The 24,765-nt window shown below is 49.8% G+C and carries 29 protein-coding genes and 2 pseudogenes; 27 read left to right on the forward strand and 4 right to left on the reverse strand.

Annotation, left to right across the window (positions count from 1 at the left end; genetic code table 11):
• Nucleotides 1-5 precede the first annotated feature (5 nt).
• The 20 genes and pseudogenes from AC0IXI_RS05855 to AC0IXI_RS05950 all read left to right on the forward strand — a co-directional run.
• On the forward strand, nucleotides 6-707 hold the full coding sequence (locus AC0IXI_RS05855; RefSeq protein ID WP_471682068.1) for a hypothetical protein: 702 nt from the start codon (nucleotides 6-8) through the stop codon (nucleotides 705-707).
• Between the two features lie 3 nt (nucleotides 708-710).
• Nucleotides 711-1,703, forward strand: coding sequence for a major capsid protein (locus AC0IXI_RS05860; RefSeq protein ID WP_471682069.1), 993 nt, complete (start codon nucleotides 711-713; stop codon nucleotides 1,701-1,703).
• A 53-nt stretch (nucleotides 1,704-1,756) separates the two neighbouring features.
• Nucleotides 1,757-2,119: a hypothetical protein gene (locus tag AC0IXI_RS05865; protein ID WP_471682070.1), complete on the forward strand. Its 363-nt coding sequence runs from the start codon at nucleotides 1,757-1,759 to the stop codon at nucleotides 2,117-2,119.
• An 18-nt stretch (nucleotides 2,120-2,137) separates the two neighbouring features.
• Nucleotides 2,138-2,629 carry a DnaT-like ssDNA-binding protein gene (locus AC0IXI_RS05870; protein ID WP_471682071.1) on the forward strand — a complete coding sequence of 164 codons (492 nt, stop codon included), beginning with the start codon at nucleotides 2,138-2,140 and terminating at the stop codon, nucleotides 2,627-2,629.
• Nucleotides 2,626-3,012 carry a hypothetical protein gene (locus tag AC0IXI_RS05875; RefSeq protein ID WP_232905057.1) on the forward strand — a complete coding sequence of 129 codons (387 nt, stop codon included), beginning with the start codon at nucleotides 2,626-2,628 and terminating at the stop codon, nucleotides 3,010-3,012. The genes AC0IXI_RS05870 and AC0IXI_RS05875 overlap by 4 nt, the downstream gene beginning before the upstream one ends.
• Nucleotides 3,012-3,419 carry a hypothetical protein gene (locus AC0IXI_RS05880; protein ID WP_471682072.1) on the forward strand — a complete coding sequence of 136 codons (408 nt, stop codon included), beginning with the start codon at nucleotides 3,012-3,014 and terminating at the stop codon, nucleotides 3,417-3,419. The genes AC0IXI_RS05875 and AC0IXI_RS05880 overlap by 1 nt, the downstream gene beginning before the upstream one ends.
• A gap of 5 nt (nucleotides 3,420-3,424) precedes the next feature.
• The gene (locus AC0IXI_RS05885) at nucleotides 3,425-3,844 is read left to right on the forward strand and encodes a phage tail terminator-like protein (protein ID WP_471682073.1); all 420 of its coding nucleotides are present in this window, start codon (nucleotides 3,425-3,427) and stop codon (nucleotides 3,842-3,844) included.
• Between the two features lie 2 nt (nucleotides 3,845-3,846).
• Complete coding sequence (locus AC0IXI_RS05890) at nucleotides 3,847-5,079, forward strand: phage tail tube protein (RefSeq protein WP_471682074.1); 1,233 nt, start codon at nucleotides 3,847-3,849, stop codon at nucleotides 5,077-5,079.
• A 44-nt stretch (nucleotides 5,080-5,123) separates the two neighbouring features.
• Nucleotides 5,124-5,507 carry a hypothetical protein gene (locus AC0IXI_RS05895; RefSeq protein ID WP_232905053.1) on the forward strand — a complete coding sequence of 128 codons (384 nt, stop codon included), beginning with the start codon at nucleotides 5,124-5,126 and terminating at the stop codon, nucleotides 5,505-5,507.
• A gap of 80 nt (nucleotides 5,508-5,587) precedes the next feature.
• Complete coding sequence (locus tag AC0IXI_RS05900; RefSeq protein WP_471683204.1) at nucleotides 5,588-5,815, forward strand: phage tail assembly chaperone; 228 nt, start codon at nucleotides 5,588-5,590, stop codon at nucleotides 5,813-5,815.
• Complete coding sequence (locus AC0IXI_RS05905; protein ID WP_471682075.1) at nucleotides 5,805-8,354, forward strand: tape measure protein; 2,550 nt, start codon at nucleotides 5,805-5,807, stop codon at nucleotides 8,352-8,354. The genes AC0IXI_RS05900 and AC0IXI_RS05905 overlap by 11 nt, the downstream gene beginning before the upstream one ends.
• Before the next feature lie 66 nt (nucleotides 8,355-8,420).
• The gene (locus tag AC0IXI_RS05910) at nucleotides 8,421-9,017 is read left to right on the forward strand and encodes a hypothetical protein (protein ID WP_471682076.1); all 597 of its coding nucleotides are present in this window, start codon (nucleotides 8,421-8,423) and stop codon (nucleotides 9,015-9,017) included.
• Nucleotides 9,018-9,131: 114 nt separating this feature from the next.
• Nucleotides 9,132-9,725: a hypothetical protein gene (locus tag AC0IXI_RS05915; RefSeq protein ID WP_471682077.1), complete on the forward strand. Its 594-nt coding sequence runs from the start codon at nucleotides 9,132-9,134 to the stop codon at nucleotides 9,723-9,725.
• Nucleotides 9,725-10,309, forward strand: a complete 585-nt coding sequence (locus AC0IXI_RS05920; protein ID WP_471682078.1) for a hypothetical protein — start codon at nucleotides 9,725-9,727, stop codon at nucleotides 10,307-10,309. Before AC0IXI_RS05915 ends, AC0IXI_RS05920 begins: the two co-directional genes overlap by 1 nt.
• Nucleotides 10,310-10,314: 5 nt before the next feature.
• Nucleotides 10,315-10,725 (forward strand): DUF6950 family protein, encoded by a 411-nt coding sequence (locus tag AC0IXI_RS05925; protein ID WP_471682079.1) that lies wholly within the window; start codon nucleotides 10,315-10,317, stop codon nucleotides 10,723-10,725.
• Nucleotides 10,710-13,418, forward strand: a complete 2,709-nt coding sequence (locus AC0IXI_RS05930) for a phage tail tip fiber protein (RefSeq protein ID WP_471682080.1) — start codon at nucleotides 10,710-10,712, stop codon at nucleotides 13,416-13,418. Before AC0IXI_RS05925 ends, AC0IXI_RS05930 begins: the two co-directional genes overlap by 16 nt.
• Complete coding sequence (locus AC0IXI_RS05935; protein ID WP_471682081.1) at nucleotides 13,418-13,720, forward strand: hypothetical protein; 303 nt, start codon at nucleotides 13,418-13,420, stop codon at nucleotides 13,718-13,720. Before AC0IXI_RS05930 ends, AC0IXI_RS05935 begins: the two co-directional genes overlap by 1 nt.
• Nucleotides 13,720-14,400, forward strand: a complete 681-nt coding sequence (locus AC0IXI_RS05940; RefSeq protein WP_471682082.1) for a hypothetical protein — start codon at nucleotides 13,720-13,722, stop codon at nucleotides 14,398-14,400. Before AC0IXI_RS05935 ends, AC0IXI_RS05940 begins: the two co-directional genes overlap by 1 nt.
• Nucleotides 14,401-14,495: 95 nt before the next feature.
• A complete protein-coding gene (locus tag AC0IXI_RS05945; protein WP_471682083.1) occupies nucleotides 14,496-15,752 on the forward strand; it encodes a phage tail fiber protein in 1,257 nt (418 codons plus the stop codon).
• Nucleotides 15,753-15,880: 128 nt separating this feature from the next.
• A pseudogene (locus AC0IXI_RS05950) lies at nucleotides 15,881-15,958 on the forward strand (DNA polymerase V subunit UmuD); the annotation flags it as partial.
• On the opposite strand, the pseudogene AC0IXI_RS05955 reads toward AC0IXI_RS05950, so the two are convergent.
• Nucleotides 15,944-16,084: pseudogene (locus AC0IXI_RS05955) on the reverse strand (IS3 family transposase); the annotation flags it as partial. The pseudogenes AC0IXI_RS05950 and AC0IXI_RS05955 overlap by 15 nt on opposite strands.
• Before the next feature lie 169 nt (nucleotides 16,085-16,253).
• On the reverse strand, nucleotides 16,254-16,721 hold the full coding sequence (locus AC0IXI_RS05960) for a hypothetical protein (RefSeq protein WP_471682084.1): 468 nt from the start codon (nucleotides 16,719-16,721) through the stop codon (nucleotides 16,254-16,256).
• Nucleotides 16,722-17,098: 377 nt separating this feature from the next.
• Here AC0IXI_RS05960 and lepA point away from each other — a divergent pair, with 377 nt between their 5' ends.
• From lepA to acpS, 7 genes are all read left to right on the forward strand, one after another.
• Nucleotides 17,099-18,898, forward strand: a complete 1,800-nt coding sequence (lepA, locus tag AC0IXI_RS05965; RefSeq protein WP_064513124.1) for a translation elongation factor 4 — start codon at nucleotides 17,099-17,101, stop codon at nucleotides 18,896-18,898.
• Nucleotides 18,899-18,912: 14 nt separating this feature from the next.
• The gene (gene lepB, locus AC0IXI_RS05970; RefSeq protein WP_424221414.1) at nucleotides 18,913-19,887 is read left to right on the forward strand and encodes a signal peptidase I; all 975 of its coding nucleotides are present in this window, start codon (nucleotides 18,913-18,915) and stop codon (nucleotides 19,885-19,887) included.
• 170 nt (nucleotides 19,888-20,057) lie between these two features.
• A complete protein-coding gene (rnc, locus tag AC0IXI_RS05975; protein ID WP_064513123.1) occupies nucleotides 20,058-20,738 on the forward strand; it encodes a ribonuclease III in 681 nt (226 codons plus the stop codon).
• Nucleotides 20,738-21,646, forward strand: coding sequence for a GTPase Era (gene era / locus AC0IXI_RS05980; RefSeq protein WP_064513120.1), 909 nt, complete (start codon nucleotides 20,738-20,740; stop codon nucleotides 21,644-21,646). Before rnc ends, era begins: the two co-directional genes overlap by 1 nt.
• A 4-nt stretch (nucleotides 21,647-21,650) precedes the next feature.
• Nucleotides 21,651-22,388, forward strand: a complete 738-nt coding sequence (gene recO, locus AC0IXI_RS05985; protein ID WP_413498764.1) for a DNA repair protein RecO — start codon at nucleotides 21,651-21,653, stop codon at nucleotides 22,386-22,388.
• A gap of 76 nt (nucleotides 22,389-22,464) precedes the next feature.
• On the forward strand, nucleotides 22,465-23,196 hold the full coding sequence (gene pdxJ / locus AC0IXI_RS05990) for a pyridoxine 5'-phosphate synthase (RefSeq protein ID WP_134184895.1): 732 nt from the start codon (nucleotides 22,465-22,467) through the stop codon (nucleotides 23,194-23,196).
• Nucleotides 23,196-23,576, forward strand: coding sequence for a holo-ACP synthase (gene acpS / locus AC0IXI_RS05995; RefSeq protein WP_471682085.1), 381 nt, complete (start codon nucleotides 23,196-23,198; stop codon nucleotides 23,574-23,576). The genes pdxJ and acpS overlap by 1 nt, the downstream gene beginning before the upstream one ends.
• Here acpS and AC0IXI_RS06000 read toward each other — a convergent pair.
• Together AC0IXI_RS06000 and AC0IXI_RS06005 are read right to left on the reverse strand one after the other, a co-directional pair.
• A complete protein-coding gene (locus AC0IXI_RS06000; protein WP_471682086.1) occupies nucleotides 23,573-23,833 on the reverse strand; it encodes a YfhL family 4Fe-4S dicluster ferredoxin in 261 nt (86 codons plus the stop codon). The two genes, acpS and AC0IXI_RS06000, sit on opposite strands and share 4 nt — an antisense overlap.
• Before the next feature lie 55 nt (nucleotides 23,834-23,888).
• Nucleotides 23,889-24,737, reverse strand: a complete 849-nt coding sequence (locus AC0IXI_RS06005; RefSeq protein WP_134184901.1) for a MurR/RpiR family transcriptional regulator — start codon at nucleotides 24,735-24,737, stop codon at nucleotides 23,889-23,891.
• Between the last annotated feature and the right edge of the window lie 28 nt (nucleotides 24,738-24,765).

Below are 24,765 nucleotides of genomic sequence, written 5' to 3' on the forward strand. Positions count from 1 at the left end.
GCCTGATGAAACTTAAAAAGAAATACACCAAACAGGATGACATTCCTGAGCAATACCGCGCGCTCTATTCAGAGAAAGACGGCGAATGGGTTGTTGATATCGATGGTGAAGAAGACACCTCTTCATTGTTGCGAGCTAAACAGCATGAAAAAGACCAGCGCAAAAAAGCCGAGCAACAGACACGCGAACTGCAGGCGAAAATTGACGAAATGCAGGATCAGATGGAAGACCTGCAAGCCGGTGGCGAGTCTCAAAAGCTTCAGCGCCAGGTTGAAAAGCTGACGAAGCAACTCACTGAAGCAACGGAAAAATCTACTACTGGCGATGCTGCCTGGCGTGCGCGCTTTGAAAAACAGTTCCTTGAGACCACAGCTCAGAAACTGGCTGGCGAACTGTCTGATAGTCCTGACCTGATGCTGCCACATATTCGTGGCGGTCTCGCCATGGACTTCGAAGGTGATGAGCCAGTTGTTCGCGTGAAGGGCAGTGATGGCAGTTTCAGTGATGTATCGCTCGATGACTTCAAAAAAGGGTTCAACGACAACCCATCATTCGCGCCGTTGCTTCGTGGCAGCAGCGCATCGGGCGGCGGTGCCGACCCACAAAAAGGTGGAAGCGGCGGTAATTCGCTGAAGAAACCAGATTTCCTGACCGCATCAACTAAAGAGATTGCGGCGTGGGCAGCGGCTAACCAACCACAGGAGTAATTCATGCGCGCTGATTTAAAGGTATTCCATAACACTATCTATACCGTGATGACTGAGACACAGGATCAGGCCATCCAGAAGTTCAACCAGGCGACAAGTGGCGGGCTGGTGCTGACCTCATCCACCATCAACAAGGGTGATTTTGATGGCGAAGTATCATGGGCCAAAATTGCTAACCTGGTTCGTCGCCGCAACGCCTACGCAGACTCTGCGCTGACACCAGTCCAGTTAGCTCAGTTGGTCAGCTATTCCGTTAAGGTTGCCGCTGGTACGCCACCTGTAGTTATTGACCCTGGCATGCTCAAATGGATTAAAGCCTCCCAGGCTGAGGCAGGCGCTGTAATCGGTAAGCAGCTGGCTGAAGATAACCTCGCTGATATGCTAAATACTGGCATTGCGGCCTATGTGGCAGCTGTGGGACAGAACACCAAAATGATGTTGGATGTTTCGGCGCTGACAAGCGGTCATAAATACATGACCCTACAGAACCTAAACTCTGGTGCGGCGTTGTTCGGCGACCGTTCGCAGGATATCCGCTGCTGGTTAATGCATTCAAAATCTTTGTATGACATCTACGCCACAGCGCTGGATAACACCAATCAGCTGTTCTCTTTCGGTACCGTAAAAGTTATGTCTGATGGCTTCGGTCGACCGCTGGTTATCACTGACTCCCCGAACTTGATGGTTGCAGCAGGCTCTGACCCTACCACTGACCCAGCTAAATATTTCACGCTGGGTCTGAATAACGGGGCCGTCATTGTTGAGCAGAACAACGATGAGTTCACCGATAACACGGAAACCAAAAACGGTAATGAGAACATTCAGGCAACGTATCAGGCTGAATGGACTTACAACCTCGGCATCCGTGGCCACACCTGGGACATCACCAGTGGTGGCAAGTCTCCTACCACGGCGGCGCTGGCTACCGGCACCAACTGGGATAAAACCTGCACCTACGATAAAGACGGTCCAGGTATCCTGATTAAGTCGCTGTAATTAACAGGGGAGGCTCGAGCCTCCCTTAGTTTTTCTAACCATGGAGGCATTCAATGTCTGTTAAGAAAACGCTGGTTTGGGTTCCCTCGCATTTTGTGAAGCAGGAGCTACAAGAGCTGGCTGAGAATCACGCAGGAATGACCTTCCGCAATGCTTTATTTGCGGGTGAGGGGACTGAGACTGATGTGAAAAATGTCGCCGGTATTATCCCAAAAGGATATGAACATTATCCCGTTCATCCTGATCAGGATGAGATTATGCGGATGATTAATGGCGAACCTCAGTCAGTGGCTGAAGCAGGTTCAGGTGACAGTGTGGCAAAAGAAATTGAGCCGTCGATTATCGCTGAGAAGCCAGAGCCAGAGCCAGAGCCAGAGCTGCCAGCAGGCGTGACAAAGCGCACTCGCGTCAATTAACCGTAACGGAGTCGAACGATGGCATTAATCATTGAGACCGGCTCCGGTGTTCCCGGCGCGGACAGCTACGCGAGTGTGTCAGAGTTAAAAGCTTATGCGGACGCGCGCGGTGAATCCTTACCTGTTGGTGACCCGTCTATCGAAGTGCTGCTCAATCAGGCCATGGATTGCCTGCAATACAGCTATGAGTATCGGGGAGCAAGAACATTCCCTGATGCACTATTGCAGTGGCCGCGCTCGGGGATAAAGGGGATTGATGAAAATCAGATCCCTCCTGAGGTTAAATTCGCGCAGATGAAACTGGCCTGCATTGCTTTCACTGAGGACATTTCCAGCTCAACCGCGACCGCGCAAACAACGCGTGAAAAGGTGGATGTGATTGAAATTGAATACTCAGACCAGGGCAGCAGCGGCATGTTTGTCTCGCCAATGGTGGATAACATGTTGCGCCGGTTTGTTTATGACAGCAGTGTCGGGCTATTGCAGCAGGCGCGAGTGGAACGGGCATGAACTACATCCGATTGCAGGGACGGGTTAATGCCATTATCCGCAAGGCAGCCAATGATCTGAAACTCACCTTTCGCCGCAAAACACCTTCAAGCGACCCCCTGGCTGAGACACCTGAAACCATTATCACCCAGGAGCTTTACGCCGTTTTCCTTGGCGCTGGATATAAAGGGCTGGTGGAATCCATTTTGCAGGCTGTCGGGCAGACCGCGACGGAAAAGAGTGACGCGAAGTTGCTTATTTCTCCTGTAGGCGTTCAGTGGGACCTGAAATCAGGTGACGAAGTGCAGGTTGATGGTAAATGGCTGGGTTTGGGTGATGTCGATCGTGTTCGGCCTGACCTGAAAACCACAGTACTTATCAAAGCCAATATCCGGAGCATGTAATGTCCTTTGCTGATGAACTTTTAGCGGCGCAAACGCGCATTGAAAACGCTCTCGAACGCACGCGCGTTTTACTCATTCAGAGGTTGTATCGGGATATTATTTTCGACACGCCGGTATTGGATGGCACCCTGCGTGGCAGTTGGCGAACAAGCACGGATAGCCCGTCTGAAGACCTGTCTCCCGTTACCGACCCTGCTGGCGTGGGCACCACTCGCGCAATGGAAGTTGTGGTGAATGGTTCTACATGGGGCGTCGATGTATGTCTGGTGAATAATATTCCTTATGCCTATCGCATTGAGTTTCTCGGCTGGTCAGCAGTCAAAGCGCCTCAAGGCATGGTTCGTCGCAACGTTCTGCGTGTACAGGATATTTTGCAATCCGTTCAACGGCAGGTTAACCGGAGATAACACTCATGGGCGACCCGGTAGAGAATATCCAGGCCGCATTAATCAAATCATACCAGGCAACAGGCCTAACTTCAGACGACCTCACTGGCTGGCCTAATCGCAAGTTCTCACCCCCCGATGCGCAATTCCATGCTTATTTCTCCATTGATTTTGGTGACATCGGCGTGCGTTCGTTCGGGGTTGGTGGAACGGATGGCACTGAAGGGTTTGCGCAGGTATTGCTCTGTTATCCGCTGGGTTCTGGAACGGTTCAGACAACCAGAGATATCGCTACATTGCGCCAGGCATATCGCGCTGGCACACGTCTGGAGTCGGGTGGTACCTGGCTTACTATCCGGTCCTGCTCACCATCTCCCGGCGTACCTGACGGCGAGTACTACGTGGTGCCAGTGACCATTCGTTGGTTTTCACGCTTTGAGAGGTAATTATGTCCAGTGGTGCTATGCACGCGCTGTATCTCGTTCCTGAAACGAACTATGGGGAAATTCCGGCGACCCCAGCCTTTGATCTGGTTCGCCAGACAGGGGTGACCATTGGCTTGTCAAAGGACACGCTGCAATCGGCAGAATTACGCCCTGATCGCCAAATCACATCTATCCGTCACGGAACGCGCCGAATTGGCGGTGATATTAACTTCGAGCTCTCCTACGGTTCGCAGGATGCGTTACTCGAGGCGGTATTGTGCGGCACCTGGACCGGGAATGTCCTGAAGGCTGGCGTAGCGCGCAAATCATTTACTGCCTTGCGTCATTTTTCTGACTTAACTGACGTGCCGTACTGGACCTATCTCGGCGTGGAGATGAATACACTCCAGCTGACGATGGGCGCCAATGCCATTGTTAAAGGCACTTTTGGCACTATCGGACAGGATCAGCCGTTATCGACTGCGGCAGAACCAACCGGTGCAACCCTGGGTGTGGCCACTGAAGCGCAGGTGATGGACTCATTTACCGGGGCGATGAGTATTGCTGGCAAACAGCTGGCGCTCACCACGGAAATCACTCTGAGCCTTACTAATGGAATGGATACACGTTTTGTCATTGGCTCAGATAAAACGCTGCGACCGACACTGAAGCGCTCAACGTTGACAGGACAAGTGACGGCATATTTTGAGTCTGGCGAGCTGGTAAATGAGTTTATCCGTGAAGGAGATGTTTCCCTGACGTTTACGGTGTCCGATCCGGAGGGAAATCAATATCAGTTCAGTCTGCCGAAGATTAAGTTCACTGGTGGTCAGCCTGATGTTACCGGCGAGGATGATATTATGCTGACCATGCCGTTTACAGCGCAGTATGACAAAACGCTGGATTCTCAAATTTCTATTACTCGCATCCCTAAAGCCCCTGAACTGACGGGCTACAGCTTTGCTCTGGATGGCTCCAGTAGCGGCGCCACCGTAACCGGCACAGCGCCAACGCAGACAGTAACCGTTGCCGATAAATCCACTACACCTACCACAGCGCTAACTATTTCCGCTAAGCCTTCAGGTGCGTCTCTTGGGGCTCCTGCCATTAAGACTGCTCCGGCAGCTGCGACCGCCACAGCAACTATTTCAGGTGGGAAACTGGTCGTCACCAATAAGGCCGCAGGGACAACCACTATTGTTCTGACTGATGGCGCAGGCCACGACACAACCCTCAACTACACCATCACTGCATAACCCAATGGCGATCACTTGATCGCCTTTACTTACAGGAGTTTGCTATGTCACAAGCTATGTCTTCATTCTTTACCCGCGAAAATGCTGAGCGCGGCATCAAAGTCCCTCTGGCCCTCCCGAACGGAGAGAAAACCGAACATTATCTGATGATTCGTGGTGTTGATTCCGTCGAGTTTCAGCGCGCCGATCAAGAAATGCGCCGCCAGGTCCGCGAAACGCTGTTACTGCCAGAGAAAGAACAGCAGCCAGCACAGGAAAAGCTGGTTCGCGAATTGCAGGCATCGTTGGTTATTAGCTGGAGCTTCGAGGAGCCGTGCACTATTGAGTCGGTCAGTAACTTCTTTTACGAAGCACCGCACATTGGTAGTGCAGTTGACAGGGCTGCAAGCAACCGAAAGCTGTTCATGACCGGGACAGCGGGCGATTAATCGAATTCGCCACGGCGGAGTTTAAGCTTTGCCGCAAGCCTAAAGGCTCCACCACAACCTACCGCGAACACTACGAACACATCTGGAAATCTACGGGGCGAAAGCCAAAGTCGCTGGATTTCCCTCCTTGTCCTGATTCGTTGCTCTATCTCTGGAATGCCTGGCTTCGCCTGGTCAATGATAGCTGGCTGACATACCAGGAGATTAAAGCGTACTGCGAATTGACGGGGCTGGTATTCACCCCGGGTGAAGTAGAACAAATCCGCACGCTCGACCGCCTTTACTGGAGAACCCTGAATGACAACTGAAACCGCGCGCCTTCTGGTCGTGGCATCGTCTACTGGTCTGGATAAGCTAAAAACAGAGTTGTCTGGCGTGCAGAAAGGCGGATCTTCAGCAGAGAAAGCCACGAATGGGCTGCTGAGCGTCATCAAGGGTTTTGCAGCGCCTGTACTGGCTGCGGTATCAGCAACAGCCGCTTTGAATGAAGTGATTAATGTTACCCGTGAGTTTGAAAGTCTGCGGGCCTCACTGGAGGTGGCCACAGGTTCGGCACAGAATGCCAGCCAGGCCTTTGGGCTCATTCAGCAGTTTGCAGCAACTACGCCGTATTCGTTGCAGGAGTCGACGCAGGCGTTCATCAATCTGGTTAACCTTGGCCTTGACCCCTCTGAAGAGGCGATGCGCTCCTACGGCAATACAGCATCTTCTCTGGGTAAATCCCTGGATGACATGGTTCAGGCAGTGGCTGATGCGGCAACAGGGGAGTTTGAACGTCTAAAAGAGTTTGGTATCAAAACCAAAAGCAATGGCGATACCATTTCTTTCACCTTCCGTGGTGTGACAGAAACGGTAAAAAACAGCTCTGCTGAAATCCAGCGATACCTTCAGGACCTGGGCAATAACGATTTTGCCGGCGCAATGGATAAGCAATCGCAGACCCTGAATGGCGTGATTTCCAACCTCGGGGATAACTGGAATCAGCTGGTAATGAGTTTCAGCCAGTCCGGTCCCGGCGATATCGTTAAGGAGACTCTTCAGGCTATCAGCGACGGGGTGCAGGACGTCAATAGCGCCTTCACCAATGGAAACGTTGATACTGTTTTGCATAGCTGGGAAGGTTCATTAAACGGAATTGAGCAGCAACTGGATGACATCTTTGGCGCGGGTACGATTGAGAAGTGGGCCGAGGAAGGTGTGCAACTTGTGGCTACCATGGTTCGCAACCAGGTGGAAAACCTCTTGCTACTGCCCGCCACAATTGAGGATTTCATTGCTGAGGCAAAGGCCGACTTAATTTACTTCGGTCAGTTGGGTGAATATTACGGGCTTGAGTTCTATCACTCGATTGCTGACCGGGTAAATCTTCTGATCTCTATACTGGCTGAGTTCGGTAACCAGGTTAAAAATGCAGCCAGCTTAAAGGGCTTTGATGCCGGTGCAATTGCCAGCATTTTTGACGAGCAAACGACTGCAATACAGAAGAACTCAAAAGCGCGTGAAGAGAACCTGCAGAAGAATAAAGACCAGCATGAATACAATAAAACGCTGGCGGTGCTGACATATCAAACTCGTAAAAATGATATTGATAGTGCGTTGGATAATAATCCGTTATTAAAACCTGACACAGGAACAGTCAAGCTTGATGATTTTGAAAAAGGTGGTGATAAAAACCAGGTTAATGGTGGTGGTTCAAGTAAGAAAAAGAAAGCGGGTGGCCTGACCGCTGATTCCTGGGAGAACTATTACCAGAACATATTGCAGGCGGGATCTGATACTTTCGACCAGCTCGGACTCAAAGAGCAGGAGGAAATCGACAAGGTTGGCAAATACCTGAAAGCGGGTGTTGCTTCGACAGAAGAAGCGCAGAAAGCCATCACGATGATCCACGAGAACTACGCTAAAAAGCGTGAGGATATCGCGGAGAAATACGACCCGATGCGCGCAGCCACTGACAAGCTGCGCGATGGTATGGCTGAAATAAAAGCGCTTGAGGAATCCGGGGAGCTGGAACACAAGGCAGTGCTGGGTGCTCGCTCGAAACTTGATGAAGATTACTTTAAATCCCGCGTTGAGATAGCGAAGGATAATGCCGTTTCCTACGCTGATGCTATGCGTGGAGAGTATGACCCTGTTCAGGCTGCTCAGAATGAGTACGATACTCAACTTGCGCAGCTTCAGGCTTATCATGAGGCTGGATTCGCAATAGAGCAGGATTTTGCTGATAAGCGGCATGCGCTTTATACCACGTTGCTTCAGAAGCAGTCGGAATCACAAAATAAAGAAGTCCTAAGTTACTCCCAGAGTGCGTCCACAATAGCGGGTTCAATGGCAGATACGTTGGCTGCAATTGGCGAGCGGGGCAGTGGTGCATATAAAGTAATGTTTGCTGCATCAAAGGCTTTTGGAATCGCGCAAGCAACCCTTAATCTTTCAACCGCTATATCTCAGGTCATGGCTGACCCCACGGCCACGAATCCGATGTTGAAATTTGCCAACATGGCAGCAGTTGCAGCAGCTGGCGCGTCGCTGATTTCTCAGGTATCAGCTGTCGGGATGGCTCACGATGGTATTGATAACATCCCCAAAGAAGGTACGTGGCTGCTGGATAAAGGCGAGCGAGTGGTTGACCGCCGCACTAATGCCGATTTAAAAGATTTTCTGGCAAATGGCAGTGGTGGTAATCAGCCTGCTCAGATAATCCAACACTTCACGATCAGTGGTAGTGGCGACAAGCAGCTTGAGTCGATGCTCCAACAGGCTGCGCAACAAGGGGCTAAGGAGGGTTATCAAATGGTTATCCAGGATTTCGCAACCAATGGGCAAGCTCGAAAAATGGTGCGATAGATCATTCCATACACATTTCCCATGAATTAGTATCGCTAAGTTATGATGATAACTATGGAATAAATAATGACCAAAATTATAGTCCCCTGTGTAGCGGCATTACTATTATCGGGTTGTGCGGGAATGTATCAACGAGCTCCTGAGTTGAATTCTATGTCTGGAATTACTTATGGAAAACTTGGTGAAAACGAGATTATTAAAAGTTACAAGATTGTAAAAAATTCAACGCCAAAAGAAAATAACTCCTTACAAAGATGTGTTTTAAAAAACGTTTCAAATAATGAGGTTGTCTTAAATGACGCTTCAAATAGTTTTGTCGGTGCTTATACAGGGCAATATTACAACATCACAAAAAGCAAAACCGTAGCCGGTGGTGAGATTGTGAAGGCCAATTCAGAGAATGAGACAATTTCAGTTGGAATTGTTAAATATAATACCAATGTAGTAACTCGCGCGGTGAGATTTTTGCTAGATGCACGAGTTGTCGATGGCAAGGTCAGCTATGAGTTTGACAAAATTGAACAGGCTCAGTTAGATACGGGAGCGATTCAAAACAATGGATTCTATCCTGTAGGATCCTGGAATATGGCAGGGTCAGTAGAGGTAATTAACTCTCTTAGTGATGTAGCTAGTAATATAGATTCTTGCTTAATGTCAGATTAATTTTGGAAGTCATTGAGGCGGCATGATCGTTTTAGGATTGTCGGCTTTAAATGAAACGTTTGTTAGTCTTCAATAGAGCCTCGGCATAGTCCGGGGCTTTTTTACAGGTGAATTATGGCAACAGTACAATGGCCTGCGGTACTGCGGCCCTCCTCAATGAATCTTACCCTCCGCTCCAAAACAGCCAGCTTCGAAAGCCCTTTCAACGGTACAACGCAAATAGTCACTTATCCTGGTACGCGCTGGGCTATGGACATGCGCTTCGAAAATCTGCCACCTGATGAAATCCGTGAGATGAGCGTGTTTCTCGCACAGATGGATGGCCCTGGTGGCCGCGTGGTGCTGGGAGATATGAGCCAGCCGCAATCTGCACCGAATGGTAATCCAGTTACTGGTATCGACACGGGGAATCTTGTTGCGGTCAACTCAACTGGCTGGGTTGCTAGTTCACTGGTTCTGAAGCGCGGTCAGTATGTTTCGATAAGTAATCAGCTTCGCCTGGTAACAGCTGATGTGACTTCGGATGGCAACGGTGCGGCACAAATCTCCCTGGCTCCCATGCTACGTAGCAAGCCGCAAGTTGGTACTCATATTGAAGTTCAGAACCCAACAGGCGTTTTCCGTCTTGATAAAGATGAGAACGGAGGTTCTCGTGATCCGGGATTAACCGGCAGTTTTACCATTAATCTTGTGGAGGCATTTTTCTGATGCTCTATTCTCCATTTTCTGACGCGATGGTTCAGGCGCTTGAATGTGAATCAGTAATTATCTGTATGGCCTGTGAGATAGATTTCGAGTCCGGTACCACTCGGGTTCATTCTGGGGCTGGAGAGCTGGTTCTGAGCGGCTATGTTTATCTGGGGGTGGGTTCTCTGGGTAAATGCGGCTCAGTAAGTGAAGCCAGTGATATCAGCCCTTCGCAGATGAACCTCTCATTATCAGGGCTGGATACTGCGTTGTTAACGCAAACGCTCAATGAACCATGCGTGGATCGTCCAGTTCGCACCTATCTTGTAGCAATTGCTGATGATGGCAATCCACTGGCCATTGATTTATTACATGAAGGATTTATCTCCAGTTCGTCGGCAGTAGCCGGTAAGACCTGCGGAATCAGTTACACCGTCTCCAATATCTTTGAAAAGTGGCAAGAAGGCCGTTCAGACAGATTTACTGACGAAAGCCAGCGCGCACTTTACCAGGATGATCGTTTCTTCCGTTATGTCGCCCAAATGTCTGAACGCTCCATCTACTGGGGCAGCAAAAAAGACGCACCTCCATTCAACTACGCGTAAACCAAATGAAAAAACAACACTGGCAACAGGCTCTGGTGACAACCATGCAGAGCCTCGAAGGCGAGCGCTTCAAATGGGGCGTAAACGACTGCTGCACGCTAGTTGCTGACGCTATGGATGCTCAATATGGGTCCAGTTTGCGGCAGCAACTCGACTATAGAGGTGAGCGCGGTGCAACTGAGTTTATTCAACAACGAGGCGGAGATATTGCCGCTTGCCTAAGCCATTACCTGATCGAAAAAAATCCAGCTTTTGTACAACGCGGAGACGCAGTGACATTCGAAGGTGAAAACGGAATGACAGCGGGTATTTATTGGGTTGTTGGAGTATGGGCGACCTCTCCTGAGGGGGCTCGTCTGTTTTCCGATGTCAAAATAACGGGTGCATGGGGAGGTCCACGATGCCACCAGCAATAATTCCTGCAGCAATTGCTATTGCTGCATCAGCAGCTGCTGCGGCTGGATATGTGGCTCTTGCAGTTGCGCTGACCATCGCGTCTGTTGTTGCTTCGATGGCGTTGAAACCCAAAACCCCGGGCTATGGGGCGTTTCGGGATGCCGCAGAGCGTAAACAGGTTTTAAGGGCAAGTGCTGCCAGCAGAAACATCGTCTATGGACGAACAGTATCGTCAGGCGTCCTTATTTTTGCTGAAGAGCAAGCGGGTGATCAGGTTAAAGGCGAGTGGATGCATATGGTTCTGGCGTTGGCTGGTCATCCTTTGCATGCGGTGACAAAAGTTATGCTCGCAGACGACGCGGTTGGCAACTATGGAAACCTGGTAACTTATGAAATTCACAACAGCCGCACAGACGCTGATCCATTCCTGAAAGAAAACTGCCCATCATGGAAAGACGACATGATCGGGCGAGGCATTTCGTTTTGCCGTATTTCGCTTAAATTTGACGCTGAAAAATTCCCTTCTGGCCTGCCGAACATTAAGTTCCACAAAGAAGGTAAGGAGGTCTTTGACCCACGAGATAGCCAGGTAAAGTTTACTGATAACGCCGCCCTGGTGATTCTTGATTATTATCGAACTGTCCTTAATGTTCCTGATTCCGCAATTGATATGGAGCAGTACAAGGTTGCAGCCAATATCTGTGATGAGCCCGTTAAGAACGTTGATAATAGCTATTCGAATCGATACACCATTAATGGTGAATTCGATCTGGAAGAGCAGCCAGCCAAAGTACTGGAGGATATGTGTCAGGCATGCGGTGGTGAGCTGAGCTATATCGGCGGCCGCCACGGGCTGCTGGTAGGTGCTTATTATGGACCGGCCACAATGACGCTGGATGAGTCGTGTATTGCTGGTGATATTAAGATCGTCCCAGAGACGTCTCACAAGGAAAAGGTTAATACTATCAATGGTACTTATATTGATGTGGACCAGGGGTTTGTAGAAACTGACTTTCCTGAGGTTACTTATGACGCATGGGTAACAAAGGATGGAAAGAAGCTAAAGCAGGACTTTAAATTCCGCTTTGTGAACAATCCATATACTGCGCAACGGCTGGCTCACATTGTTGTGAACCGTAAGCGACTGGGGCGCACAATGGAGGTGCCAGTCAATTTCCGGGGGTATAAATTCAGGCCTGGTCGATATGCAAAAGTAAGTATCGCATCCCTGGGAATAAACAATGTGGAGTTCCGAGTAGTTAAGTGGGATTTCGACCCTCAAAGCGGCATCACACTCACACTCCGTGAAGAAACTCAGGATATGTATGGTGATGCGGTCGGCGTGGTCGTTGAGTCGCCACCCCTGACCGGGCTTCAGCCAGGCGGCGTTGCCCAGCCGCAAAACCTGCATTATGACGTTGAAGAGATAGGGCAGGTAATCCAGGGCAATCTTGTCTGGACCAACATTGGTAGTATTGCCTACAACCGGGTGATTATTCGCCAAAATGGTCAGATAGTCTTTTCTGTGCAAACACCTGGCAATTCATGCCGATTGTCTGGTTTGTTGCGCGGTTCTTATACGGCGCATGTTATCGCAGTAAGTTACCTTGGCGCTTACTCACCAGAGGCTTATCTCGAGTTCTCCATTCAAGCCCCACCGCCACCTTCAAGCGTTGAAATTCAGAATGGCTTTTTTGCCATCACGCTGCTTCCTAAATTACCCGCGGTTATAAACGTTAGTACACAATACGATTTCTGGACCTCGGGAGAAACAAGGCTGACCGACGCCAGTACTACAACGGTTGAAGCTCATGCAAGTCGAGCGGGAATGGGACAGTCATGGACGAGTCAGGGGCTTAAAAATGATCATCATTATTGGTGGTATGTACGCACAATCAATGCTTTTGGATCCTCTGATTTTCTTGAGGTTGATGGGCACTGTATTGCTGATACCGCTGGGCTTATGGATGTTATTGCTAATAACTTCCTGACCGCCGAAGATGGTGAACGACTCTCCAGCCAGATTGATACCAACATTGAAGGCTTGTTGCAGAACGCGCTGAACGACAACTCTTCGGTAGACCACCAGTTCAAAATGAACGGAGAAATCCGCGCGGATGTTCTGACGGTGAAAACCACCGTTGCCGACCTCGATAAAGCGTTCGCGGAGCAGACAACTCTGGTATCGGCTCAGTTCCAGACGGTCGGGAATCAGCTAATAACCAATACCGCCGCGCTCGAGCAGAAAATGACATCTGTGTTCAGCAGTTCTGGCGGGTCTGCAATATACAGCATGAAAGCTGGCGTTAACCTGAATGGCAATTACTACGACGCCGGGATGACTATCGCTGTATTAGCGCCATCCGGTCAGCAGGTTACCACGCGTATCGGTTTTAATGCCAATCAGCTTGTGGTGATGAGTGGTAGCGGTGGCACGGCATATTCGCCTTTCGCCATTTACAACGGCCAGGTGTTTATCAGCGATGCCTTTATCCGGGATGGCACAATTACCAACGCCAAGATAGGTGATTACATTCAGTCCAATGACTATGTTGCGGGTAGCTCTGGCTGGCGGCTGGATAAAGTGGGCACTTTCGAGAACTATGGCAGTGATGGTGCAGGGGCAAGAAAATCGACAAATGTTACCGACAGCGTAAGGGATGCGAATGGCGTGTTGCGCTGCCAATGGGGAAAACTGACGGGGGTATTCTAATGGCATGGGGCCTTCAGACATGGGATGCGAACGGCAAACCGAACAATTACGGGGTTAAGCCGGTCTCTGTGGTTGGGAGTATACCGCTCGCGATGGGCCAGAACACCGGCAGTTGGTCTTATACAGTGCCAGCAGGGATGAAGGTGGGCTTCGCCGTATCGCTCGATGAGGGTGGAAGTACTGTCGGGCGCAGGATTGCTGCTTCGGGGAATACGATAACGATCACTGCCGCCTCTAATACCGGAGTGGGGAACTACCCGGCATCAAAGTGTGAGTTGATTGTTTTCATGGAGAAGGCGTGATGGATGATTTCGGCGCAATGTTCCTTATGGAAAACGGTCAGCCGTTTGTCACCCCTCAGTCGACGCCATTTTGCCTGTACGGTAAATATGAGTTTAATTCGGTGGCAAACGGCACCGCTCAACACGTAGAGCGGAATATTGCTATAGACGCCAATTACCCGGTCATGGTGTTCGTTAAAACGACGAATACTGCACAACCGACACCTGTGATTGCATACCGTATTGGGGGGAATATCTATATTGCAGGTGATAATCCATATGGGCAGTCATTCACACTGACAGCATATGTTTTTGCGGTATTCCCGCAGACGTTGCCGCCATGGGGTTTCGCAATCTGGGATGCGACCGGGAAACTCGTGCTCACGAACGAGTCACGTGTGTTAACTGATCTACAAACCGTCGGCACGCCGGGAGATAATGGCGGGATTAATATCGACCAGACGCTGCAGGGGTCATATGCTGTAGCGCCTTGTATATTAGGCTCGTCAACATGGCAGGTCACTAATAGCTCTGCAGGTCAGCCAATAATCATAAATATCACCGCTTATGCGGGGGCGAGATTTGATGGAACAAACACACGTATTAATGCCGCAGGGAACCGAATCGGGCAAGGAAGTCCTGTATATGGTACCAATACAGGAATGGCAATAACGGCAATAAATACTGCGGCGTATGATTAATTAATTGTTTTAAGTTATTGGGCAGCACCCGACGCACAACGAATACCAACCCTGCTACGGCGGGGTTTTTTATTGCCAGAATTCAGGAGAGAACCATGCCAGCAGGCACTATCACCCTAACCAATAATTCTACCGCTGTTACCGGCACCGGTACCGCGTTCCCGACTGAGCTCAAAGCTAATGATTTCCTTGTCGCCATAGTGGGCGGCACAACCTATACGCTTGGCGTGAAGTCTGTCGAATCGGCTACAGCACTGACACTGACCACTGCCTACGGCGGCCCGACAACGGGCGGCCTTGCCTGGACACCGATACCAAATGGCACGCTGGTCGGGATTACTGCACAGATTGCCGCAGATACAGCGCGCGCCATACGTGGGCTGAATTACGACAAACAGAACTGGCAGCAGGTCTACAGTGTCAGTGGGAATATCACTGTCACACTACCGGATGGTTCAAGTTATACCGGACCATCATGGAATGGCATTGCGTCGGCACTTTCAGGAAAAGCAGATAAGTCCAGTCTGGGCTCATCTGCAACAAAAGACGCGGGAACAAATAGCGGTAATGTCATGCCTGTTGGTGCCTTTGGGTTGGGCGCACAGGTTAACATCTTGCCGTCATGGGCTTCACCACAAAATGAAACGCAGTTTATACGCGTCCCGCAAGAGGGTTCTCCTTTCGGCAACGTCGATGGTGCAGGTATTTCATTTTCACTTGGCATCTATGGGGCTCAGATTGTCTTACCAATCGTAGGCGAAAGAATTCAGATGAGGAGTTGGCTGCCCTCAGGGTTTTCGAATGGCGTTGAATTCTGGAGTACAGGGAATACTACAGTAGATGCATCGGGCTTCTTAAAGCGGTCCTCTCCAGTCGTGAAGGTTTTTTCAGATGGCGCGTATGAAACGAATGGTGAATCCGAAGGAGTAATCGTTACCCGACAGTCCTGTGGTGAGTATCTGATTCAAGGCTGTGTAGGGCTAAACAGTGATGCCGGTTGGGGAGGGATTGATGGCGGTTTTGAAATCCCACTAGACCGCAATAAACAGCCACGAATTTGGCTTGATTATGAAGTCGATGCTGATGGTTCAATCCTTGTTAAAACCTATCATCGGACGTATCACGATGCACCTGTGTTCGCCCGGAATAAGATTGATGGCTTTGCTGATGGTGACCCGATTGATATTCCATCGGACCAGTTCGTTTCTGTGCGTGTTGAAATGCCACAAGGCAGCATTTTCAACCAGAAACAGGCAGCGGCTCAGAAGGCGATGGAAGAGGCTGAGCGCGCAGCGACGGAACAGCAAGAGGGACGGGCTGACTCAAATCCAGAAAATTTACACAACGCGTAATCCCTTCATCAGTAAAGCCCTTTAACCCGTTAGCTCAAAACTCAACGAGCCCGCATTGCCGGTTCGCTTGATCAGATTTAATGATAGATATACTGTATGAATACGCAGTAATTAATGATGACTATCATATGAACCTTATCAAACCTGTCCTCCTGCGAGAGATTGTCACCGTTCCGCTATTCAGTGACCTTGTGCAGTGCGGCTTCATCCAGGTTGAGCTCGCGTGCTGCAGCGGCAACACCAATGCGCTCAGCCAGTTTAAGGGCTTCCTGACGGAGTTCAGGTGAGTGCTGCATGCGGATCTTTTTGATGCTTGATGCTGGTTTTGTCATGTGAGTCACCTCTGGTTAAGAGTTTACTTACTTAGTCTCGTGTCCACTATTCGCGGGTAGGATCATTAAGATAACAACCAGTATTACAAAACAGCCAATTCAATCGCAGGATGACATTATGAAAAAGCCACTTTGCTGGTGGCGATTTCCATAATTAATTATTCTGCCTTCAGGAGCGTAATGGACTAAAAGTCTTTTCGTCACATGCAGAGGTCAGCTCTACGTTTTGACGAGGTATCTTAAACATGTACACACGCATCCCGGTTTTCAAAACCATCTTTTCGAAACGAATCGACCCCTTCGGGCCCACATATAGCAACGACCCGTTTTCCGTTGGAGTCATTAACCCGCTAGCCACAGGCACAACTTTCGGTGATCTGAATTCGATTTTCACAAACATGCCGTGATCGTAAATGTCGATTATGGCCAATGAGTGTTCCCCATCAACCTTCAGCATTGCCTTGCAGTTTTGAAATGTACCGCGAGTTTTAGTATCCGGATCAAAAACGTATTTGGATTCTACGGGTTTTACAACCGGCTTTTCTTCGGTTGTGTTGTTCAGCACAGAGGTAGCTGGTGTTTCAGCGCAGCCGGACAACGCTGAAACGATCAGAAGCGGTAATAACATTCCTTTCATTTGTATCTCCTTTTTAGTCCTGAAATAATATCGACATATAAGGAGATGACTTGAGTTTTTTTTGAGTTAACTCACAAGTTGCGGTTATCGCGCCTGCTGACAGGCAAATTGTTAAATATTATCGCCAGGAAACTCTAGTTTTATCGCCTCCACCAGCTCATGTTTTTCCTCATCGTGTAACAAAGACCAGACTGATCCTACCCTCTGCACATATACACTTTAGTTCGAATGGAAAGTATAGAACCCATATGCTGACGAGTAAGCCACTACAGTGTAAGATGCAGGCCAGTCGTTGATGGGGTAGTTACCGTGGAGTGTCCACCGCTGTGTCCATCAAAAAGAATTAATCCGCATAGCGAGCATAAAAAACTATATTTATGAAGAACATAAGAAACTTTTCTATTATTGCCCACATCGACCACGGCAAATCGACGCTGTCTGACCGTATTATCCAAATTTGCGGCGGCTTGTCCGACCGTGAAATGGAAGCCCAGGTTCTTGACTCCATGGATCTGGAGCGTGAACGTGGTATTACCATCAAAGCGCAAAGCGTTACGCTGGATTACAAAGCATCTGATGGTGAAACTTATCACCTGAATTTCATCGACACCCCAGGCCACGTTGACTTCTCTTATGAAGTTTCCCGCTCTCTTGCAGCGTGTGAAGGTGCGTTGCTGGTGGTAGATGCCGGGCAGGGTGTAGAAGCTCAGACTCTGGCAAACTGCTACACCGCGATGGAAATGGATCTGGAAGTGGTTCCAGTTCTGAACAAAATTGACCTGCCAGCAGCTGATCCTGAACGTGCTGCGCAAGAAATTGAAGACATCGTTGGCATCGATGCCGCCGATGCTGTGCGTTGCTCGGCAAAAACTGGTTTTGGTGTGACTGATGTTCTTGAACGTTTGGTGCGTGATATCCCAGGCCCTGAAGGTGATCCGGAAGCGCCATTGCAGGCTCTGATCATTGACTCATGGTTCGATAACTATCTTGGCGTTGTTTCTCTGGTGCGTATCAAAAACGGTACCATGAGAAAAGGCGACAAAATCAAAGTAATGAGCACCGGCCAGGTTTATAACGCTGACCGTCTGGGCATTTTCACACCGAAACGTGTTGATCGAGATGTTCTGGGCTGTGGTGAAGTTGGCTGGTTGGTCTGTGCAATCAAAGATATTCTTGGTGCACCGGTCGGCGATACCCTGACCCTTTCGCGTAACCCGGCAGATAAAGCGCTGCCTGGTTTTAAAAAAGTGAAGCCGCAGGTTTATGCAGGTCTGTTCCCGGTTAGCTCTGACGATTACGAAAACTTCCGTGATGCGCTTGGTAAGCTTAGCCTGAACGATGCTTCCCTGTTCTATGAGCCAGAAAGCTCCACCGCATTGGGCTTTGGCTTCCGCTGTGGCTTCCTGGGTCTGTTGCACATGGAAATCATTCAGGAACGTCTGGAGCGCGAATACGATCTTGACCTGATTACCACAGCACCTACGGTAGTTTACGAAGTCGAAACCACGACCGGCGAAACTATCTATGTTGATAGCCCATCTAAGCTGCCAGCACTGAATAACATCGCAGAACTGCGTGAGCCAATTGCAGAATGTCATATGCTGATGCCACAGGAATATCTGGGCAGCGTTATCACTCTGTGTATCGAAAAACGCGGTGTGCAGACCAACATGGTTTACCACGGTAACCAGGTTGCATTGACTTATGAAATTCCAATGGCTGAAGTGGTTCTCGACTTCTTCGACCGTCTGAAATCAACATCCCGTGGCTATGCTTCATTGGATTACAACTTCAAACGCTTCCAGACTTCTGACATGGTGCGTGTAGATGTTCTGATTAACGGCGATCGTGTTGATGCCCTGGCATTGATCACGCACCGTGGTAACTCGCAGTTCCGTGGCCGTCAGTTGGTTGAGAAGATGCAAGAGCTGATCCCACGCCAGCAGTTTGATATTGCGATCCAGGCGGCTATCGGCGCACATATCATCGCGCGCTCTACTGTGAAACAGTTGCGTAAAAACGTATTGGCAAAATGCTACGGCGGTGACGTCAGCCGTAAGAAAAAGCTGTTGCAGAAACAGAAAGACGGTAAGAAGCGTATGAAGCAAGTCGGTAACGTCGAATTGCCTCAAGAAGCGTTCCTCGCCATTCTGCACGTCGGCAAAGACAGCAAATAAATTAAGGAGTTGGCATGGCGAATATGTTTGCGCTAATCCTCGTGATAGCGACGCTGGTAACGGGCCTTTTATGGTGTATTGATAAATTTATTTTTGCGCCAAAGCGTCATGAAAAACAGGCGGCAGCGCAAGCTGCCACTGGTGATGCACTTGATAGCAAAACGCTAAAAAAAGTCGCACCTAAGCCAGGTTGGTTAGAAACGGGGGCATCCGTATTCCCGGTGCTCGCTATTGTTTTGATCGTACGTTCATTTATTTATGAACCGTTCCAGATTCCATCAGGATCAATGATGCCAACGTTACTCATTGGCGACTTTATCCTGGTGGAGAAATTTGCTTACGGTATTAAAGATCCGATTTACCAGAAAACGCTCATTGAAACGGGTCACCCAAAACGCGGTGATATTGTGGTGTTCAAATATCCACAAGATCCACGTCTGGATTACATCAAGCGTGCTGTTGGCTTACCGGGCGATCGCGTTAGTTACGATCCAGTGGCAAAAGAAGTCACTATTCAGCCAAATTGCAGTTCGGGCCAGGCATGTGATAACGCTCTGCCAATTACCTACAGCAATGTAGAGCCAAGTGATTTTGTGCAGACTTTTGCGCGTCGTAATGGTGGTGAAGCTAATTCTGGTTTCTTCCAGTTGCCTCTGAACCAGACCAAAGAAGACGGGATTCGCCTGTCTGAGCGCAAAGAAACACTGGGTGATGTAACCCACCGCATTTTGACTGTGCCAATCGCTCAAGACCAACTGGGTATGTATTACCAGCAACCGGGCCAGCAACTTGCTACGTGGATTGTGCCACCGGGCCATTATTTCATGATGGGTGATAACCGCGATAACAGCGCTGATAGCCGTTATTGGGGCTTTGTTCCTGAGGCAAATCTGGTCGGTAAAGCAACCACTATCTGGATGAGTTTTGAGAAACAAGAGGGTGAATGGCCAACGGGTGTTCGTTTAAGTCGTATTGGCGGAATTCATTGATCAATTAAATCTATTCAGATAACGACTTTCTATGTCGTTATCTATAGAATATCCCCCCGTATTAAGGTTGGCTCCCATAAGGGAGCCACGGCAAACGAAACAGCGTTGGTTCTCTTTTTCAGGTCTGTTCCGTGTGCTGAATAATTGACGCATTCATTAATTGGTATCGCATGAACCCCATCGTAATTAATAGGCTGCAGCGTAAGCTGGGCTACACTTTTGTACATCAGGATCTGTTGCAGCAGGCATTAACGCATCGAAGTGCCAGCAGCAAGCACAATGAGCGTCTGGAATTTCTGGGTGACTCCATTCTTAGCTACGTTATTGCAAACGCGCTTTACCATCGTTTTCCTCGTGTAGACGAAGGTGATATGAGTCGTATGCGTGCAACGCTTGTGCGTGGAAATACTCTGGCAGAAATTGCCCGTGAATTTGAATTAGGCGAATGTCTGCGCCTTGGGCCGGGTGAGTTGAAAAGTGGTGGTTTCCGCCGCGAATCTATTCTGGCCGATACCGTCGAAGCCTTAATTGGTGGTGTTTTCCTCGACAGCGATATCCAGAATGTTGAGCGTTTAATTCTTTCCTGGTATCAATCTCGTCTGGATGAAATTAGCCCAGGCGATAAGCAAAAAGACCCTAAGACGCGTCTGCAAGAGTATTTGCAGGGTCGCCACTTGCCGCTACCATCTTATTTGGTGGTACAGGTTCGTGGTGAAGCGCACGATCAGGAATTTACCATTCACTGTCAGGTGAGTGGCCTGCCTGAACCGGTCGTTGGTACTGGTTCAAGCCGCCGTAAAGCGGAACAGGCTGCAGCTGAGCAGGCGCTTATCAAGCTGGAGCTGGAATAATGAGCGAAGAACAAACCTTTTGCGGATTCGTGGCCATCGTTGGTCGCCCGAATGTCGGCAAATCCACGCTGCTAAACCAGTTGCTTGGGCAAAAAATCTCTATCACTTCCCGTAAAGCGCAGACTACTCGTCACCGCATTATGGGTATCCATACTGAAGGCCCGTATCAGGCGATTTACGTCGATACCCCGGGGCTGCACATGGAAGAAAAGCGCGCCATCAACCGCCTGATGAACAAAGCTGCCAGCAGCTCCATCGGTGATGTTGAGCTGGTTATCTTCGTTGTCGAAGGCACGAAGTGGACCGCCGACGATGAGATGGTGCTCAACAAACTGCGTGATGCGCGCGCGCCGGTAATTCTTGCGGTGAACAAAGTCGATAACGTTCAGGACAAAGGCATTCTGTTGCCGCACCTGCAATTCCTCGGCAGCCAGATGAACTTCCTTGATATCGTGCCTATTTCTGCGGAACACGGTATGAACGTAGACACCATCGCAAGCATTGTTCGCAAGCGTCTACCAGAAGCAATTCATCACTTCCCGGAAGAATACATCACTGACCGTTCACAGCGTTTCATGGCGTCTGAGATCATCCGTGAAAAACTGATGCGTTTCCTGGGTGCGGAACTGCCATATTCCGTTACCGTTGAAATTGAACAGTTTGTAGAGAATGCTCGTGGTGGTTTCGACATCAATGGCCTGATTTTGGTTGAACGTGAAGGCCAGAAGAAGATGGTTATTGGCAATAAAGGCGCCAAAATCAAAACCATCGGTATCGAAGCGCGTAAAGACATGGAAGAGATGTTTGAAGCCAAAATTCACCTTGAACTGTGGGTTAAGGTGAAATCCGGTTGGGCAGACGACGAGCGCGCGCTGCGTAGCCTGGGTTATACCGACGATCTGAAATAAGAGAATGGAAGGCTGGCAACGGGCTTTTGTGCTGCATAGTCGCCCCTGGAGCGAAACCAGCCTTCTACTTGATCTTTTTTCTGAAGAGTCCGGGCGCGTTCGTTTAATTGCGAAAGGAGCTCGTTCTCGCCGCTCTAATCTCAAAGGGACTCTACAACCCTTTACCCCCTTGCTGGTTCGCTGGGGTGGACGTGGTGAAGTTAAAACACTCCGTAGCGCCGAAGCTGTCTCTCTTGCACTTCCCTTGAGTGGTATCACGCTTTACAGCGGCCTGTACGTCAACGAGCTGATTTCACGCGTGCTGGAAGACGAAACCCGTTTCTCCGAATTATTCTTCGATTATCTCCACTGTATTCAGGCTCTCGCTGGAACGAGTGGTTCACCCGAACCTGCTTTACGCCGTTTTGAATTGGCTCTGCTTGGGCATTTGGGGTATGGCGTGGATTTTCTGCATTGCGCAGGAAGCGGCGAAGAAGTTAGCGACACCATGACCTATCGATACCGTGAAGAAAAAGGGTTTATCGCAAGCCTTGTTGTCGATCATTACAGTTTCACCGGCCATGAATTAAGAGCGCTTGCTAACCGTGAGTTTCCTGACGTCGCCACGTTGCGCGCGGCTAAACGCTTTACGCGTATGGCATTAAAACCCTATCTTGGCGGCAAACCTCTCAAAAGCCGCGAATTGTTCCGCCAGTTTGTGCCCAAAATTCGACCACTCAAATCACCTCAAGAGCCGCAATAACGCAAGGCCGTAGCCACGCTTTCCTTACCCGGTGTAAACTGCCTGAACTTAAACCGTTCTGAACCCGAGGAAAGGCATGGCTGAATTACTGTTAGGCGTAAACATCGATCACATCGCAACGCTTCGTAACGCGCGTGGCACGGCATATCCTGATCCTGTACAGGCTGCATTTATCTGCGAGCAGGCTGGAGCAGACGGTATTACGGTTCACCTGCGAGAAGATCGCCGCCACATCACCGACCGTGACGTGCGCATCCTGCGTCAGACCCTCGACACTCGTATGAATCTGGAAATGGCTGTTACCGAAGAGATGATTGGTATCGCTTGCGAAACCAAACCGCATTTCTGCTGCCTGGTGCCGGAAAAACGCCAGGAAGTGACCACTGAAGGTGGCCTCGATGTGGCAGGCCAGCTGGATAAAATGCGTGATGCCTGCAAACGTCTGGCCGACGCCGGTATTCTGGTTTCCCTGTTCATTGATGCCGACCACGCACAAATTGATGCCGCGGTTGCCGTTGGTGCGCCCTATATCGAAATCCACACGGGCTGTTACGCTGATGCCAAAGATGAAGCGACTCAGGCAAAAGAGTTGGCTCGTATCGCCGAAGCAGCAACATACGCCGCAGGCAAAGGCCTGAAAGTGAATGCGGGACACGGTTTGACTTATCACAACGTGAAAGCCATTGCTCGCCTGCCAGAAATGCATGAGCTGAATATTGGTCACGCGATTATTGGCCGCGCAGTAATGAGTGGCCTGAAAGAGGCTGTGACAGAAATGAAACGCCTGATGCAGGAAGCGCGTAGCTAATGGCGATTCTTGGCCTTGGCACCGACATCGTAGAGATAGCGCGTATTGAAGGCGTTATCTCTCGTTCCGGCGACCGCCTGGCAAAGCGTGCGCTCAGCGCCAACGAATGGTTGCAATACCAGGCGCACCAGCAACCGGTGCGCTTTCTTGCAAAACGTTTTGCGGTAAAAGAAGCGGCGGCTAAAGCATTTGGTACCGGGATCCGCAACGGACTGGCATTTAACCAGTTCGAAGTGTTTAACGATCCTTTGGGTAAGCCGCAGCTACGTTTCTGGGAAGAGGCGGAACGAGTGGCGCAAAGAATGGGTGTGCGATCAGTACACGTTACTCTTGCCGATGAACGGCACTATGCGTGTGCGACGGTGATCATCGAGAATTAAAGTTTATCGGCGTGATGCAACTGAACAAATTTGTCCCACAGTTGCTCTTCGTTCTCAATATGCGTCGGATCGCTAATGATGGTATTCGGGATCGGGCAAACTTTCTGGCAGGTTGGCGTTTCGTAATGCCCAACGCACTCGGTGCAACGGTCGGTATTGATTTCGTAAATGCTGTCACCCATGGAAATTGCCTCGTTCGGGCACTCCGGCTCGCACATATCGCAGTTAATACATTTTTTAGTGATAAGTAGCGCCATGGGGAAATCTCGATAACATCAGAAACAGGGCGGGCATTATACGCCCAATCCCTGATCAAACCAGTTTTTTTACCAGTGCTTCACTGTGACGAATGCGCTTCGGTGCGTGCTCCAAGTCCCTCTGTACCAGTGCCATAAACAGTAAATCGGTTAACATCATTTGCGCGCTGGTGGAGGATATCGCCGAACTGCGTGTCGCCTGCTCTTCGGCGATGGTGTACAGGCACAGTGTCGCGCGTTGCTGTAAAGCATTTGGCGTAAAGCCCGTGATGGCGAGGATCTTCGCCCCAGTGCGCAGGGTTTCATCTGCCGCGAGGTTTATCTCACGCCGTTCACCAGAATAAGAAATCGCCAGTAATACATCGTCACTGCTTGAGGCTTGCGCCGTCGCAAGTAGCGCATGCATGTCTTGCTCAGCCACCGCGTTAATGCCGATTTTCATCAGCTTCCAGGCAAAATTCTTGGCAACCAGCCCGGATGCACCGATGCCAACTAGCAGAACGCGTCGCGCATTGCGCAGCATGTTCACGCTCGCCAGCAGCTTTTCTTCGCTGTTGACGTCAAGCGTTGCATGCATCGCCGCCATATTATCTTTGATCAGTTTCTCACCAACCAGGCGCAGCGGATCATCACCCAGAATAAGATTATGCACCGGGACTGATTGCGATTGCTGGCCGCTCGCGAGAGCTTCACTAATGGCGAGTTTCAGGGCCGGAAAGCCTTTGAACCCCAGTTTTTGGGAGAACTTCACCACGCTCGACTGGCTCACTCCGGCTTCTGCCGCCAGCTGTTGTGAACTTAAATGGCGGGCGTAGTCGGGTTTCTCCAGCAGAAAGTCGGCCAGTTTGCGGTCACTCTGTGCAAGCGTTGAGTAGCGGCTTCGAATACGCAGTAAACAGTTCATGTCCTCTCCAGTCTGCCGGGTCAATAAT

The sequence above is a fragment of the Buttiauxella sp. AC038 genome (genome assembly GCF_979253565.1).

What these genes read in the sequence shown, in the direction of transcription:
- AC0IXI_RS05855 (WP_471682068.1), top strand. Translation starts at nt 6, where the DNA reads ATGAAACTTAAAAAGAAATACACCAAACAGGATGACATTCCTGAGCAA.
- AC0IXI_RS05860 (WP_471682069.1), top strand. Translation starts at nt 711, where the DNA reads ATGCGCGCTGATTTAAAGGTATTCCATAACACTATCTATACCGTGATG.
- AC0IXI_RS05865 (WP_471682070.1), top strand. Translation starts at nt 1,757, where the DNA reads ATGTCTGTTAAGAAAACGCTGGTTTGGGTTCCCTCGCATTTTGTGAAG.
- AC0IXI_RS05870 (WP_471682071.1), top strand. Translation starts at nt 2,138, where the DNA reads ATGGCATTAATCATTGAGACCGGCTCCGGTGTTCCCGGCGCGGACAGC.
- AC0IXI_RS05875 (WP_232905057.1), top strand. Translation starts at nt 2,626, where the DNA reads ATGAACTACATCCGATTGCAGGGACGGGTTAATGCCATTATCCGCAAG.
- AC0IXI_RS05880 (WP_471682072.1), top strand. Translation starts at nt 3,012, where the DNA reads ATGTCCTTTGCTGATGAACTTTTAGCGGCGCAAACGCGCATTGAAAAC.
- AC0IXI_RS05885 (WP_471682073.1), top strand. Translation starts at nt 3,425, where the DNA reads ATGGGCGACCCGGTAGAGAATATCCAGGCCGCATTAATCAAATCATAC.
- AC0IXI_RS05890 (WP_471682074.1), top strand. Translation starts at nt 3,847, where the DNA reads ATGTCCAGTGGTGCTATGCACGCGCTGTATCTCGTTCCTGAAACGAAC.
- AC0IXI_RS05895 (WP_232905053.1), top strand. Translation starts at nt 5,124, where the DNA reads ATGTCACAAGCTATGTCTTCATTCTTTACCCGCGAAAATGCTGAGCGC.
- AC0IXI_RS05905 (WP_471682075.1), top strand. Translation starts at nt 5,805, where the DNA reads ATGACAACTGAAACCGCGCGCCTTCTGGTCGTGGCATCGTCTACTGGT.
- AC0IXI_RS05910 (WP_471682076.1), top strand. Translation starts at nt 8,421, where the DNA reads ATGACCAAAATTATAGTCCCCTGTGTAGCGGCATTACTATTATCGGGT.
- AC0IXI_RS05915 (WP_471682077.1), top strand. Translation starts at nt 9,132, where the DNA reads ATGGCAACAGTACAATGGCCTGCGGTACTGCGGCCCTCCTCAATGAAT.
- AC0IXI_RS05920 (WP_471682078.1), top strand. Translation starts at nt 9,725, where the DNA reads ATGCTCTATTCTCCATTTTCTGACGCGATGGTTCAGGCGCTTGAATGT.
- AC0IXI_RS05925 (WP_471682079.1), top strand. Translation starts at nt 10,315, where the DNA reads ATGAAAAAACAACACTGGCAACAGGCTCTGGTGACAACCATGCAGAGC.
- AC0IXI_RS05930 (WP_471682080.1), top strand. Translation starts at nt 10,710, where the DNA reads ATGCCACCAGCAATAATTCCTGCAGCAATTGCTATTGCTGCATCAGCA.
- AC0IXI_RS05935 (WP_471682081.1), top strand. Translation starts at nt 13,418, where the DNA reads ATGGCATGGGGCCTTCAGACATGGGATGCGAACGGCAAACCGAACAAT.
- AC0IXI_RS05940 (WP_471682082.1), top strand. Translation starts at nt 13,720, where the DNA reads ATGGATGATTTCGGCGCAATGTTCCTTATGGAAAACGGTCAGCCGTTT.
- AC0IXI_RS05945 (WP_471682083.1), top strand. Translation starts at nt 14,496, where the DNA reads ATGCCAGCAGGCACTATCACCCTAACCAATAATTCTACCGCTGTTACC.
- AC0IXI_RS05960 (WP_471682084.1), bottom strand. Translation starts at nt 16,721, where the DNA reads ATGAAAGGAATGTTATTACCGCTTCTGATCGTTTCAGCGTTGTCCGGC.
- lepA (WP_064513124.1), top strand. Translation starts at nt 17,099, where the DNA reads ATGAAGAACATAAGAAACTTTTCTATTATTGCCCACATCGACCACGGC.
- lepB (WP_424221414.1), top strand. Translation starts at nt 18,913, where the DNA reads ATGGCGAATATGTTTGCGCTAATCCTCGTGATAGCGACGCTGGTAACG.
- rnc (WP_064513123.1), top strand. Translation starts at nt 20,058, where the DNA reads ATGAACCCCATCGTAATTAATAGGCTGCAGCGTAAGCTGGGCTACACT.
- era (WP_064513120.1), top strand. Translation starts at nt 20,738, where the DNA reads ATGAGCGAAGAACAAACCTTTTGCGGATTCGTGGCCATCGTTGGTCGC.
- recO (WP_413498764.1), top strand. Translation starts at nt 21,651, where the DNA reads ATGGAAGGCTGGCAACGGGCTTTTGTGCTGCATAGTCGCCCCTGGAGC.
- pdxJ (WP_134184895.1), top strand. Translation starts at nt 22,465, where the DNA reads ATGGCTGAATTACTGTTAGGCGTAAACATCGATCACATCGCAACGCTT.
- acpS (WP_471682085.1), top strand. Translation starts at nt 23,196, where the DNA reads ATGGCGATTCTTGGCCTTGGCACCGACATCGTAGAGATAGCGCGTATT.
- AC0IXI_RS06000 (WP_471682086.1), bottom strand. Translation starts at nt 23,833, where the DNA reads ATGGCGCTACTTATCACTAAAAAATGTATTAACTGCGATATGTGCGAG.
- AC0IXI_RS06005 (WP_134184901.1), bottom strand. Translation starts at nt 24,737, where the DNA reads ATGAACTGTTTACTGCGTATTCGAAGCCGCTACTCAACGCTTGCACAG.